The organism is Sulfuricurvum sp. (assembly GCF_019163035.1).
In the GTDB taxonomy this organism is placed as follows: Bacteria; Campylobacterota; Campylobacteria; order Campylobacterales; family Sulfurimonadaceae; genus Sulfuricurvum.
Genome location: NZ_JAFLKV010000006.1, coordinates 14,460 through 27,006 on the forward strand (window position 1 = coordinate 14,460; position 12,547 = coordinate 27,006).

Below are 12,547 nucleotides of genomic sequence, written 5' to 3' on the forward strand. Positions count from 1 at the left end.
GGCATCAATGAACCGGTAAAGGTTTTGATACACGCCCCGCTCATCACGCCGCCGATTTCGTCGGCTCCGGCAGGGTTATCACCCAAAATTTCAAGTGACTCATACACACCCAAATCACTGTGAAGGATCGCATAACCGTCCATTGCCGACGTTGGGTGGAGAGGATAGTCGCCATCCGCCACAATATCTTCGGCCAAAAACCGTCCCAGTGCAGAGGAGATAAAAATCCGCTCGCTTCGCACAGTGCCGATGCTCAGAAGAGAGATCATATTTTGGGAAGTCTCATACGAAATCATTGCTTACCTCCCAGAATCCCTGCCCCTGCAATCGCGGTAGAGCGATCACGCGCATAAAGGCGCTCACCGTTTTTCAGGTCGTATTTCCAGATCGGAGCCGAGGCTTTGAAATCTTCAACAAACTGCTCGATCATCTCAAGCGCCACACGCCGCTTCGGAGAAAATACCGCCGCGATATAGGAGCTTTCATGCACCAGTACATCACCTCGGCTATGCGCCATTTTGAGCTTTGCCCCAAGAGCCTCGGCTTTAGCTTGCCATGCGTCAAACCAACTGAACAAAATCGGCTCATACACATCGAAACTCAGCCCCTCAATAGCGTCTTCCTCCCGTACCGTTCCTATAAAAGGGATATAGGCACCGTAGTTATACTCCGCTTCCTCGGAATACCAACGGGTGATGATTTGAGGGACGTTCAATGCCCCCTCATAGAGTTCCAACATACTCATCCGCCACATACCGGAGGGAGAAGCGATACTTTATCCCCATCTTTGAGTGGTGTATCCAAAGATGCCACCAGTGTATCATTCACCGCTACAGCACAATTCTCTAACCACTGCGCCATCTCGTGATCTTCTTTTAATACATTAGCAACATCACGCAACGATACTGCTTCCAACGTCAACGCAGCCTTTTGAATCGGCCCTAAAAATTCTACGGTTACCATCGCGATATCCTCATATTCATATAGGTGAGATTATAGCAAAAGAGCCCTAACCCTCCCTTATTTACTTTGGGTTAAGTATAATACGACTCTTATGTATGAGGGAGAACGTGTGATTTTCGGAAAAATTGATTTTATAAATCTCCTCCCCTTTCACGTTTTTATCAAACGCTACGCCCGAAGCACCCGATTTCACCAAAGCCTCCATTATCACAAAGGTGTCCCCTCGGCACTCAATCGCGAGTTTGCCATGCGTCGGATCGATGCGGCATTTATCTCGAGCATCACCGCCAAAAATTGCAGACACTTCGGAGTCGGGATCGTCGCTCAGCGTGAAGTGCTAAGCGTCCTCTCTCTCCCCAATGCCGACAAAGCCGACGCCGATTCCGCAACCTCTAATCTCCTCGCTCAGATTTTAGATGTTCACGGAGAGGTATTGATCGGAGATAAAGCTCTTCGATACTATTACAGCGGTGGGGAGCATATCGATCTGGGGGGGCTTTGGTATGAGCGCACACGACTTCCGTTCGTCTTTGCCCTCCTCTGCACCCATCATCACAGCGACGAGCTTTGCCGTCTCAGCCGCGCATTTGTTTCTAAAAAAGTGAAAATTCCCTATTACATACTGATGGAAGCATCTCGCAAAAGCAACCTCAGCCCTGCACAAATTATCCATTATCTAAAGTTTATCAGTTATAAGGTGGGTGTGAAAGAAGAGAGAGGATATAAACGGTTTGTGAGAGAGGCGAAAAAGAGGGGATTAAATCCCTCCCTCGGAAAGATTAGATATTAGTGCTTTATAAGCGCATCAATCCGTGCTAACGTCTCATCGACTCCGATAATCGCCATAACGGTATCAAGTCCCGGTCCTGAGAGTTTCCCCATCAGTGCGACACGTAACGGCTGACCGATTTTTCCGAAACCGATCTCCAACTGCGCAACAACCACTTCCATTACATGATGATAATCACTCGGGAGATGAAGCTCTGTGCCGTTTTTAAGAGCTTCGGCAAAAGCTTCCAGAATCGCTTTGCTATCTTCTTTGTACCCTTTTTTAAGTGCCGCTTCATCAAAGAGCGCAGGACGTACCAAAATTTCATTGATAAGCGTTGCCATCTCGACCAATGTTTTGGCACGTTCTTTGAGCGCATCCAGCAAGATTTCCCGCTTATCATGGCTTACGAGCATCACCCCGTGAAACTCCAGAAGATCGCACAGTTTGTCGTTGGACATATTTTTGATGTAGTGGCTGTTGAGCCAATCGAGTTTCTCGACGTTGTAAACCGATGCGGAGCGGTTGATGTCGCTCGGATCGAACATTTCCAACATCTCCGCCATTGAGAAAATTTCCTGATCGCCGTGACTCCATCCTAAACGGACAAGGAAATTGAGCAATGCTTCAGGAGTGTATCCCATCTCTTTATACATCATCACATCGGTTGCACCGTCACGTTTTGAGAGCTTTTTCCCCTCATGGTTGTGGATCATCGGAACATGGAAAAAGCGCGGTATTGCAAAGCCGAGTGCGTTATAAACCACGATCTGTTTTGGGGTATTGGAGAGGTGATCATCACCTCGAATAACATCAGTTACCCCCATCAGGGCATCATCCACAGCTACCACAAAGTTGTACGTCGGCGTTCCGTCGGCGCGGGCGATAATGAAATCATCCAAAATATCTTCGACGTTGAACACAACATCCCCTTTGACTCCGTCATGTACCGTGATCGATCCCTCTAGCGGCGCTTTGATACGAATAACCGCTTCGCGTCCTTCAGGTGGTGTTCCTGTAAAATCGCGGTAGCGGTTGTCGTATTTCGCTCTCTCTTTACGCGCCATCTGCTCTTCGCGAAGAGCATCGAGTTCTTCACGGCTCATGTAACATTTGTATGCTTTGCCGCTATCGAGGAGTTTTTGCGCATACTCTTGGTAGATTGCCAAACGGCTCGATTGGTACTCGATTACCCCATCATGTTCCAACCCGACCCATTTAAACGCTTCCACGATTGCCAATGCTGCGGCTTCATCGTTACGACTGAAATCGGTATCTTCAATACGGAGTAAAAACTTTCCGTTGTTGCGGCGCGCCCAAAGGTAACTAAGAAGGGCGGTACGCAATCCACCGATGTGTAAATATCCCGTCGGGCTTGGGGCAAATCTGGTTACTACCATGTGTAAAATCCTTTATTGGATGCAATTGCGCAATTTTAGTTAAGGCTATGTTAAAAGCGGGTAAAATAGGAAACTTTTGCATAGGAGCATCAATGCGTTCTCTCACCCTTTCGACTTTACTCGCCACCTTTTTATGGAGTACTCCCATCGGCGGGGTAGCAGTTCTCGTCAAAAACACCCCTATCACTCTCTTTGAAGTGCAACAAGAGATAAAACAAAGCGGTGCCAGTGCTACTCAAAGTGCCGATAATCTTATCCGTAAAAAGCTCGAACAACTCGAAGCAAGCGAAAAAAAGATTACGGTCAGTTCGCACGAGATCAATGAAGAACTTGGACGAATGGCAGCTCAAAACAACCTCTCTATGGAGCAGTTTTTAAATGCAATGCAAACCGTACGCGGTTTGAGCGAAAAAGATCTCAAAGCCAAAGTAGAAGAGAGTATTAAAGGACAAAAACTTTACTCTGCTATTGCCTTTTCAAAAATGGGTCAACCGAGTGCGGAAGAAGAAAATGAGTATTATCAACTCCATTTGGATGAGTTCTCACGCCCTGAGAGTTTTGATGTCACTACCTATATTTCAGCTTCACGAGAGGCTCTTGCGATACAAATCGGTGATCCGATGCGCCACGTTGAGAATATTCAAACCAAAGAGGAAAACATCCCTTTTGGAAAAATTAATCCTCAGTTAGCCCAACTCCTCAATAAAATCCCTGAGGGGAGCTTTAGTGCTATCCTCCCCAATGGTCAGAATGGATTTATGTCTTTTTATATGCGGGATAAAATCAATGTAGTTACTGAAAATGTTGATGCGGTACGTCCTCAAATCGCAAATGCCATTTTAGGAGAAAAACGGAATCAAGTCTTGAACGATTACTTTACAAGACTTCGACTCAGTGCAGATATCAAAATTTTACGTCTTCCATAAGTTTAAAGAGAGAAAGTGGCTTACGAAGCCACCATCTCATTGAGAATTTCGAATAATTCTATACTTGCTTTTTCTGCATTTTCAAAACATACTGCTATTGCTTTTGAATTATGAATCGGATCATCACCTATCAAATGGACCGCTTTTTTAATCTCGTCATGTACTTTTTTGTGTGGTTCGAGTAAGCGTGAATACGAAGGACTGGAAGAAAATGCTGTTTTTCCATCGCCTGACTCATACCATTTACCGAGCGCACATCCGTGGTGATCGCTAAACTCTGCACCCACTTTCCCTTTAAAACCTTCTGCATACGCATTATTTTTGAAAATCATATGGTCAATCTTTGCCATATTAGTAAATATTTCATAGCTGATCGACCGACTGTCCTCTTTAATCTTATCAACATTCTGAATCAGTTTTGCCATGACTGTTTTAAACTGATCAAGTTTTTGAGCTGAATCATGAGCATACTCTTCAACTCGCTCGCTGTTCTCCAACATCCCGATCGAATTTTGTTTCAAAACACTAATATTCGCTTCAACTTCACTCGTCGCTTTCTGGGTACGTTCAGCGAGTTTACGAACTTCATCGGCAACTACGGCAAACCCACGCCCGTGTTCCCCTGCACGTGCTGCTTCAATAGCTGCATTAAGTGCTAGCAAGTTGGTTTGATCTGAAATATCCTTAATCAACGTAATGACGTTTGAAATCTCACTCACATTGTGATTAAGCTGTTCAGAGTTGGAACGGGAATCGTTGATCATATCCGTAATTTTAGACATACTGCCGATAATCGCATCCGTCTGATCACTAACAGTGTCCACAACATGACCCGTATCCGAATTCAGCGTATTAACATCTATCAAATTTTTAATACTACTTTCAAGTGAATTGCGAAGATTACCGGCATTATGAATGGATCCATGAATCATCAAATCAGCTAAGGTTAATGACATCTTATTTTTTTCTATTTGCTCTTCAGATTTGCCCTTGGCGCCCATCGCCTCTTGTGCGCGATCTTCCGCTAATGAGGCAATTTTTTGAACTTTTTCAATAAAGATATTAAAACTTATGGCTGCTTTGCCAATCTCATCATTAGATGATACTTGGAGCCGTTTGCTCATATCAGCATCACCGCTTGCAAGCTCTTGTGCTATGCGATCAAGATTCTCAATCGGTTCGGTTACCGCACGTCGGACGATCACTATTAATAAGACTAAAATAACTACATCCAAAACAGTCATAATAATAACTTGACGTAACAATGAATTTTCAGACTGATTGATCAAGGTTTCTACCACTTCCAATTTTTTGGCTGAAAACGCATATCCTACGGCTTCTCCTGAAAAATCTTTAATTACTATCGGTTCTACATAGTAGTTGTCTGTCGTAAATGAACCTTTTTTGGGATTAAACTCATTCTTGCGCAATTCAGATAGAAACCCTTTATCTACAGTATCTTCTTTTACTGCAAGAGTAAACTCTTTACCGATTTTAGGAGCATCGCTCAGTTCTTTTGCATTTTCTAAATAATGGTTGTCAAGGGCGATAATAACCTCTGCTCCAAAGTTCTGTCTCATATCTTTTATAATAGAGTTAAGACCTTGCATAAACTCAACCGATCCTGCATATGAGCCGCCTACAATAATCGGAGCAATTCCCCGTAACTCGAGACCAGCAACTCCAACTTCGATAGCTACAAGTGGTTTTTGTGTCTCTTTTACTTTTAGGATACTTTTACGAAAACCACTCAAATCATCACCGAATTTTTCCGGTTTCCAAACACGTAAAAAGCTGTGAACATCCTTATCGTGGACGTGAATTTTGATATTGCCAAACTTGGTATTCTCTTTGAATTCGCTTGAAAGTGATTTAAGACTTTTCAGTGTCGCTTCTCGATCACCACTTGTGAGTCCATTCACAACAGCGCTATTTTTTGAAATACCAATGGCATTTGTAATACCAACACTATTTTTTGCTTCAATCGCCTCTTCAAAAACAGTTTTCATCTCTTTGGATTGACTCAAATAGATATCTTCACGAATTTTCTCTACAGAAAGCCAATAATTGATCAAAACAATGATAAATCCTATCAGAATAGATGCAATTAAGGGAATTTGTACTTTTTGCGCAATCGACATGTTATTCAACTCATCTCCTTTTTTCTGCATTCCAGAGCAGAACACGCTATTATCATAGCTATATTAAGTATAGTAATAATTCACTAAGAGTTTATTTAAATTGAGCTAAAAAAAAAGAATTACAGCGGCATCTAGCCGTTGTAATTTTCGAGGTACTTTGTATCGAAGTTATTGTTGATGAAATCAGGATTTTGCATCATTTTCATGTGAAAAGGGATTGTAGTTCGAATCCCTGTAATCGTAAATTCGCTCAGTGCACGGTGCATCCGCGCAATTGCATCGTTACGATCTGTTCCGTAAACGATCAATTTTCCGATCATAGAATCATATGTAGAGGGTACGATATAGCCAGAATGGGCATGAGTATCGATACGAACGTTACGTCCACCAGGTGCGATCCATTGGGTAATTTTTCCCGGACTTGGTAAAAATTTGATCGGATCTTCTGCCGTAATACGACATTCAATTGAGTGACCGGTGAGAACAACGCTATCTTGCGCAGGCAATGCTTCGCCCTCTGCAACACGAATCATCATCTCGATCAAATCTAAACCGCTCACCATCTCAGAAACAGTATGCTCAACTTGAAGACGAGTATTCATCTCCATAAAATAGAAATTTTTATCGGCATCGAGAAGATACTCAAAAGTTCCTGCACCCTCGTATTTGATATATTTAGTTGCACGAACCGCTGACTCGTGCAATGCGGCACGAATTTCAGGGGTCAATGCTACCGCAGGGGACTCTTCGATCAGTTTTTGATGACGACGCTGCATAGAACAGTCACGCTCACCGATATGCAATACATTTCCATGAGAATCCGCGATCACCTGAACTTCAATATGGCGAGGATTTTTAATGAATTTTTCCATGTAAATCGTACCGTCACCAAATGCACCGATTGCTTCCGCTTCTGCCGCTAAAAAAGCATTTTCGACATAACTCTCATCTTCAACGACGCGCATTCCGCGTCCACCGCCGCCAGCTGCCGCTTTGAGGATAATCGGATAACCGACCTGTGCAGCGCGTACTTTGGCTTCGGCGATATCTTTGATCGCACCATCTGAACCCGGAACTACCGGAACACCTGCGGCGATCATGACATCTTTTGCTTTGGATTTATCGGACATCATCACCATAACTTCAGGGGTAGGCCCGATAAATTTAATTCCATGATGAGTACAAATCTCAACAAAATGTTGATTTTCAGACAAAAATCCATACCCTGGAAATACCGCATCACATCCGCTGATTTCACACGCGGCGATAATGGCAGGGATATTAAGGTAACTTTGTGAGCTTGGAGCCGCACCGATACAGATAGCTGCATCGGCTAGTTTCAGATACGAAGCATCTTTATCGGCAGTCGAATAAACCGCTACCGCTTCTTTACCCATCTCTTTGATCGTTCGGATAGCGCGAAGGGCGATTTCACCACGGTTCGCCACTAAAATACGTTTGATTTCCGCCATGACTTAGAGCTTCTTAACCGCAAAAAGTGCCATATCGTATTCAACCGATTGAGCATCAGAAACCAATACGTTGAGTATTTCACAATCAAATTCTGCTTCAAGCTCATTCATGATTTTCATCGCTTCCAAAACAGCAATCACTTGCCCTTTTTTAACACGATCGCCCACTTTAACAAACGGAGCTGAATCAGGTGATGGGGAAGCATAAAATGTCCCAACCATAGGAGAAACGATCATATCGCCTGTGTGAACAACCGCTACTGATTCAGTCGCTGCAGGTACAGCCATCATAGGTGCGGCAACCGCTACAGGCGCAGCCATCATAGGTGCGGCAACCACACCGATATTTTTTTCAAGTTCAATCGAAAAAGCGTCTTGCGTAATTTTTAATTTTGCAAGAGTACTCGCGTCAAACTCTTGCATAAGGGCTTTAATTTGTTTCATATCCATCGGAAAATGCTCCTAAAAGTACGGTAATAGATGTGTTATACTACCACAAATAAAATTAACAATGGATTGAAGATGGGTCTTAAAAGCGACGGATGGATACGAGAAAAGGCATTAAATGAGGGGATGATATCCCCATTTTGCGAAGATCAAGTTGGGGTTGGAGTCGTCAGTTACGGGCTTAGTTCGTACGGTTACGATATTCGTGTGACGAATGAATTTAAGATTTTTACCAATCTAAATTCGACCGTTGTCGATCCAAAACACTTTGATGATATGAATGTTGTCGATTTCACGGGTGACGTTTGCATTGTCCCGCCTAACTCATTCGCATTGGCACGTACGGTGGAGTATTTTAAAATTCCTCGCGATGTATTAGCGATTTGTCTGGGTAAATCGACATACGCACGTTGCGGTATCATCGTTAACGTCACGCCATTTGAACCGGAATTTGAAGGTCATATCACCATCGAAATCTCTAACACGACCCCTCTTCCCGCTAAAATTTATGCTAACGAAGGGATCGCTCAAGTGCTCTTTTTACAAGGGGATGAGATGTGTGAAACCTCTTATAAAGATAAGAGCGGCAAGTATCAAGGACAAGAGGGAATCACCCTTCCACGGATTTTAAATTAAGTAGTGCTATAATTCCGATAAATTTCCACGCAAGGACACTAAATGTTGCACGAATACCGCGATGTTATCACCCATATGAAACAAAATGATGCGGCAAATGCCCACTTTTTGAAAATTTTTGATCGCCACAACGATCTTGACAACCAAATCACAAAAGCTGAAAATGGTGAAGTTCCAATGACTGACCTTGAACTTGAAAAACTCAAAAAAGAGAAATTGTTGCTTAAAGACGAAGCATACTCAATGATCATCGCATACAAAAAAGAGCACACACTCTAATTTATCTTCTTCTCCCTGTAATGGGGAGCTTTTCTTCTCCCTAAATTTACTTTTTAGCTTTAAATGGATACGATTATTTTTTATGATTTTACGCCCCTGAGGTTCGCATGAAAACTTCGTATACTGCTTTAGCCGATTTCGGACGAGCGTTGCTCAAACGCCCAACCCTTTCGGAGGGTCTTCCTATGATCTCCGAGTATGCCAAAGAAGTAAGTGGTGCGGAGCGTTGCTCAATCTTTATTTACAATCCTAAAATTCAAATGTTATGGACCAGATTAGCCGATGGAATTGAGAAAATCATGGTTCATGTGGATGATGGAATAGTTGGGAGCACGGTCAGAGAAGGAAAACCTATTTTAGTTAATAACCCGTATGATGATGAGCGTTTTTTACATACGATTGACAATAAAACCGGCTTTGTGACTGAAAATATTGCTTCTATACCTATCTTTGACTCTAAACGTCATATCATTGGTGTCTTTCAACTTTTAAATAAACCGGAAGGTTTTTCCTCCGAAGACGCAAAATTTATGATCTTTTTTGCCCATTATATCAGTGGTTATTTGGAACTTGCTATGTTATTTGACGATGGGGCATCATTACTAAACAAGGGAACAGAATGAGTTTAGAAATCTATAAACGGATTGCTGATTTTGGTAAGAGGTTAACAGCATTGGATCGTCTTGAAGATGCTCTTCCTAGCATCTCAGAGGAAGCAAAAGCGATAGTGAATGCCGAACGATGTTCTATTTTTATGGTCGATACCGAAGGAGAAATGTTATGGACAAAACTAAGCGATGGAATCGGACGGATCGCTATTGGAATTAATTCGGGGATCGTCGGCGATACCGTTCAGAAAAAAACAGCTCAACTTGTGAATAACCCCTATGAAGATAGCCGATTTTTAGCCAAAATCGATGAAAAAAGCGGTTTTGTGACTCGCAATATCCTCGCCATTCCTATCTTTAGTTCTCGCCAAGAGGTAATCGGCGTGATTCAACTTCTCAACAAATACCACGGCGATTTTGATGAAAAAGATGAGGGGATCATGAGCTTTTTTGCCAACTATATCAGTGGTACGCTAGAGTTAGCACTACTCATGGAAAAAAAATAGGGTTACAATAATTCCCGCTTTATCCAGTGGCTGAGAACATAGAGTCCCCAGACATGTTGTTTAAATTTTCCTCGACGTGCTAAATCGAGATATTCTTCAATCACTTCGGGATAAAAAAGCCCCGTTTTATCATTCACTTCCCGAATCAGTTCTAACCGTCCAGAAGCAATCAACCACTCCATGTAAGGGTTAGCAAACCCTTTTTTACGACGGTCTATGATCTCATCGCTGAGATAGTTTCGGGCGATTTGTTTTAGAAGTGTTTTAGTCTCTCCGCCACCGATGCGAAGCGCGGGATCAACAGAGAGTACCGTTTCAGCGAGAGTATGATCCAAAAACGGCGTTCGCGCTTCGAGCGTATGCGCCATCGAAACCCGATCAAGCTTAGTAAGAAAATGCTCTCCAACAAAGAGTTTTAGATCTATCACGCTGTACCATAGGCTCGGATCGCTGTGGGTGCTTTGTTCAAATTCGTCTCGATATTTCTGTAAAAATCGGAGTGATTCATTATCTCGAACATTACGACGAAAGAGTTTGTTTTGTTGTAAGTCGGTAAATTTCTCCCCCGAGGTGCGAAACAACAGTGTCTCGTCAAACGCCCGTTTGTACCATTCCCATTCACGGTTCATCGAAAAATGGCTATGAAAATATTTTTTGAGCCAGTTTTTGTGGTGAAGAGATGAGGCTTTTTCGATGTCGAGATACTCAAAATACTGACGGTATCCTAAAAAAAGCTCATCCGAACCTTCACCGCTAAGGATGACTTTATACCCCTCTGCACTGATTTTTTTCATCAACAGATACAAGGGGAACGCGGCGGGATCATTGAGAGGTTCATCCATGTGGGTCAACAGCTCATCCAAATGAGTGTCGAAATCGTTTTGGCTAATGATCACTTCGGTGTGTTCCAGCCCTAAATATTTTGCAGTTATTGCGGCATTTTCTCTCTCGTCATACGCACCGTATTCATCGTATCCGAGGGTAAAAACGGGAAGTTTTTTCCCCTGTGCTGAAGCTATCGCACAGATCATCGCACTGTCCAAACCGCCCGAGAGGAGTGCCGCTATCGGTGCTTCGGTATCAAGCCGCATCGAAACAGAGCGGTGAAGCTCTTTTTCGATCTTCTGCAAAGCTTCATTATTCTCCATTATCGTTGAAGAACATGTATTGAGAGTATGATAGTAACGGTGTTTAGTGATAGTGCCCTCTTTAAAACAAAGCCACTCACCGCTTTCTAATTTTTCAATCCCCTCATAAAACGTATGGGGCGGAGCTGGTGCTAAAAAGGAGAGGTAAGAATGAAGCGCTTCACTATTCATATTTACCGAAGATAAAAACGGTTTGATTGCTTTAATCTCTGAGGCGAAGACAAACGCTTCTTTGCTCTGATGGTAAAAGAGGGGCTTTTTCCCAAATCGATCTCGTACGAGATAACATTTTTCTCCGTCAATAAGGGCAAATGCAAACATCCCCTCAAGATGCTTTACACATTCGATCCCCCACCGCTCATACGCAGCCAAAATGACTTCGGTATCACTATGCGTTTCCCAATTCTGAGGGCTAAGCTGTTCACGCAGTGCTGTATAGTTGTAAATCTCGCCATTAAAACTGATGAAAATTGAACCGCGAGACATCGGCTGATGGGAACGCATGTGTGCATCGGTTATCGAGAGACGCTGATGGGCTAAAAAAAGATTTTTTCGCTCAATGATACCGCAATGATCGCGTCCTCTGTGAGAGAGTAGTTGGAGGGCTTCTCGCGCTTTATGTGGGCTATAATCACCGATAATTCCAAATACTCCACACACAAGAACCCTTTTTTTCGCAATTATACGCCACAATACCCTAACATAAAAAAGTTTTAACCGTTTATTTGATAAAATAAGAGTTCTTTGTCTGCATTTACATACTGGAGTTACATGACCAACATTATTCTTTGTGGCGGAAACGGTACACGTCTTTGGCCAATCAGCCGCACTTTAATGCCCAAACAGTTTGTTAAACTTTTTGAAAATAAATCACTATTTCAACTCACTGTTGAACGAAATAATACTGTATGTAATAAACAAATTATTGTTTCCAATTCTGAACAATATTTTCTTGCACTCGATCAACTTGAAGAAATCAACCCAACCAATACGGATTATATTTTAGAGCCGATCGGACGTAATACCGCCCCAGCGATCGCTTTAGCCTGTATGGCACTGGATCATGATGATATAGTGCTCGTTACACCATCGGATCATCTCATTAAAGATCATGTAGCCTATCAGAATATCCTTACTCGGGCTGAAATACTTGCTAAAGAAGATTTTTTAGTCACTTTTGGGATCACACCAACATTCCCTGAAACAGGATTTGGATACATTGAAGCAAACGAAGAAGATGTTAAAGCATTTC

The 12,547-nt window shown here is 42.8% G+C and carries 14 protein-coding genes and 1 pseudogene; 7 read left to right on the forward strand and 8 right to left on the reverse strand.

Annotation, left to right across the window (positions count from 1 at the left end; translation table 11 throughout):
- From JZU62_RS00475 to JZU62_RS00485, 3 genes and pseudogenes are all read right to left on the reverse strand, one after another.
- A pseudogene (locus tag JZU62_RS00475) lies at window positions 1-296 on the reverse strand (molybdopterin molybdenumtransferase MoeA); the annotation flags it as partial.
- Complete coding sequence (locus tag JZU62_RS00480) at window positions 293-739, reverse strand: molybdenum cofactor biosynthesis protein MoaE (protein WP_295010862.1); 447 nt, start codon at window positions 737-739, stop codon at window positions 293-295. The pseudogene JZU62_RS00475 and the gene JZU62_RS00480, both read right to left, overlap by 4 nt.
- 2 nt (window positions 740-741) lie before the next feature.
- Window positions 742-963 carry a MoaD/ThiS family protein gene (locus tag JZU62_RS00485; protein ID WP_295010864.1) on the reverse strand — a complete coding sequence of 74 codons (222 nt, stop codon included), beginning with the start codon at window positions 961-963 and terminating at the stop codon, window positions 742-744.
- A 109-nt stretch (window positions 964-1,072) separates the two neighbouring features.
- On the opposite strand from JZU62_RS00485, the gene JZU62_RS00490 reads away from it, so the two are divergent.
- Window positions 1,073-1,753 carry an MqnA/MqnD/SBP family protein gene (locus JZU62_RS00490; protein WP_295010866.1) on the forward strand — a complete coding sequence of 227 codons (681 nt, stop codon included), beginning with the start codon at window positions 1,073-1,075 and terminating at the stop codon, window positions 1,751-1,753.
- On the opposite strand, the gene gltX is transcribed toward JZU62_RS00490, so the two are convergent.
- Window positions 1,750-3,132: a glutamate--tRNA ligase gene (gene gltX / locus JZU62_RS00495; protein ID WP_295010868.1), complete on the reverse strand. Its 1,383-nt coding sequence runs from the start codon at window positions 3,130-3,132 to the stop codon at window positions 1,750-1,752. The genes JZU62_RS00490 and gltX overlap by 4 nt on opposite strands.
- A 92-nt stretch (window positions 3,133-3,224) precedes the next feature.
- Between gltX and JZU62_RS00500 the strand changes: the two genes are divergently transcribed.
- Window positions 3,225-4,058, forward strand: coding sequence for a peptidylprolyl isomerase (locus JZU62_RS00500; protein WP_295010870.1), 834 nt, complete (start codon window positions 3,225-3,227; stop codon window positions 4,056-4,058).
- A gap of 20 nt (window positions 4,059-4,078) precedes the next feature.
- Here JZU62_RS00500 and JZU62_RS00505 read toward each other — a convergent pair whose 3' ends face one another.
- From JZU62_RS00505 to accB, 3 genes are all read right to left on the reverse strand, one after another.
- Complete coding sequence (locus tag JZU62_RS00505; RefSeq protein WP_295010872.1) at window positions 4,079-6,199, reverse strand: methyl-accepting chemotaxis protein; 2,121 nt, start codon at window positions 6,197-6,199, stop codon at window positions 4,079-4,081.
- A 131-nt stretch (window positions 6,200-6,330) separates the two neighbouring features.
- Window positions 6,331-7,671: an acetyl-CoA carboxylase biotin carboxylase subunit gene (locus tag JZU62_RS00510; protein WP_295010874.1), complete on the reverse strand. Its 1,341-nt coding sequence runs from the start codon at window positions 7,669-7,671 to the stop codon at window positions 6,331-6,333.
- Between the two features lie 3 nt (window positions 7,672-7,674).
- Window positions 7,675-8,121, reverse strand: a complete 447-nt coding sequence (gene accB, locus JZU62_RS00515; RefSeq protein WP_295010876.1) for an acetyl-CoA carboxylase biotin carboxyl carrier protein — start codon at window positions 8,119-8,121, stop codon at window positions 7,675-7,677.
- A gap of 72 nt (window positions 8,122-8,193) precedes the next feature.
- Here accB and dcd point away from each other — a divergent pair, with 72 nt between their 5' ends.
- The 4 genes from dcd to JZU62_RS00535 all read left to right on the forward strand — a co-directional run bounded on the left by dcd (window position 8,194) and on the right by JZU62_RS00535 (window position 10,147).
- Complete coding sequence (gene dcd, locus JZU62_RS00520; protein ID WP_015654670.1) at window positions 8,194-8,754, forward strand: dCTP deaminase; 561 nt, start codon at window positions 8,194-8,196, stop codon at window positions 8,752-8,754.
- A gap of 42 nt (window positions 8,755-8,796) precedes the next feature.
- A complete protein-coding gene (locus JZU62_RS00525) occupies window positions 8,797-9,033 on the forward strand; it encodes a DUF465 domain-containing protein (RefSeq protein ID WP_295010878.1) in 237 nt (78 codons plus the stop codon).
- Window positions 9,034-9,218: 185 nt separating this feature from the next.
- On the forward strand, window positions 9,219-9,656 hold the full coding sequence (locus JZU62_RS00530) for a GAF domain-containing protein (protein WP_295010880.1): 438 nt from the start codon (window positions 9,219-9,221) through the stop codon (window positions 9,654-9,656).
- Entirely contained in the window at window positions 9,653-10,147 is a 495-nt protein-coding gene (locus JZU62_RS00535; RefSeq protein WP_295010882.1) for a GAF domain-containing protein, read from the forward strand. Before JZU62_RS00530 ends, JZU62_RS00535 begins: the two co-directional genes overlap by 4 nt.
- 2 nt (window positions 10,148-10,149) lie before the next feature.
- On the opposite strand, the gene asnB is transcribed toward JZU62_RS00535, so the two are convergent.
- Entirely contained in the window at window positions 10,150-11,955 is a 1,806-nt protein-coding gene (gene asnB / locus JZU62_RS00540; RefSeq protein ID WP_295010884.1) for an asparagine synthase (glutamine-hydrolyzing), read from the reverse strand.
- A gap of 111 nt (window positions 11,956-12,066) precedes the next feature.
- Here asnB and JZU62_RS00545 point away from each other — a divergent pair.
- Window positions 12,067-12,547, forward strand: a 481-nt coding sequence (locus tag JZU62_RS00545) for a sugar phosphate nucleotidyltransferase (RefSeq protein ID WP_295010886.1), incomplete at its 3' end; no start/stop codon positions are given.

Coding starts and splice junctions, on each gene's coding strand:
- JZU62_RS00480 (WP_295010862.1), bottom strand. CDS start 739: ATGTTGGAACTCTATGAGGGGGCATTGAACGTCCCTCAAATCATCACC.
- JZU62_RS00485 (WP_295010864.1), bottom strand. CDS start 963: ATGGTAACCGTAGAATTTTTAGGGCCGATTCAAAAGGCTGCGTTGACG.
- gltX (WP_295010868.1), bottom strand. CDS start 3,132: ATGGTAGTAACCAGATTTGCCCCAAGCCCGACGGGATATTTACACATC.
- JZU62_RS00500 (WP_295010870.1), top strand. CDS start 3,225: ATGCGTTCTCTCACCCTTTCGACTTTACTCGCCACCTTTTTATGGAGT.
- JZU62_RS00505 (WP_295010872.1), bottom strand. CDS start 6,199: ATGTCGATTGCGCAAAAAGTACAAATTCCCTTAATTGCATCTATTCTG.
- JZU62_RS00510 (WP_295010874.1), bottom strand. CDS start 7,671: ATGGCGGAAATCAAACGTATTTTAGTGGCGAACCGTGGTGAAATCGCC.
- accB (WP_295010876.1), bottom strand. CDS start 8,121: ATGGATATGAAACAAATTAAAGCCCTTATGCAAGAGTTTGACGCGAGT.
- dcd (WP_015654670.1), top strand. CDS start 8,194: ATGGGTCTTAAAAGCGACGGATGGATACGAGAAAAGGCATTAAATGAG.
- JZU62_RS00525 (WP_295010878.1), top strand. CDS start 8,797: ATGTTGCACGAATACCGCGATGTTATCACCCATATGAAACAAAATGAT.
- JZU62_RS00530 (WP_295010880.1), top strand. CDS start 9,219: ATGATCTCCGAGTATGCCAAAGAAGTAAGTGGTGCGGAGCGTTGCTCA.
- JZU62_RS00535 (WP_295010882.1), top strand. CDS start 9,653: ATGAGTTTAGAAATCTATAAACGGATTGCTGATTTTGGTAAGAGGTTA.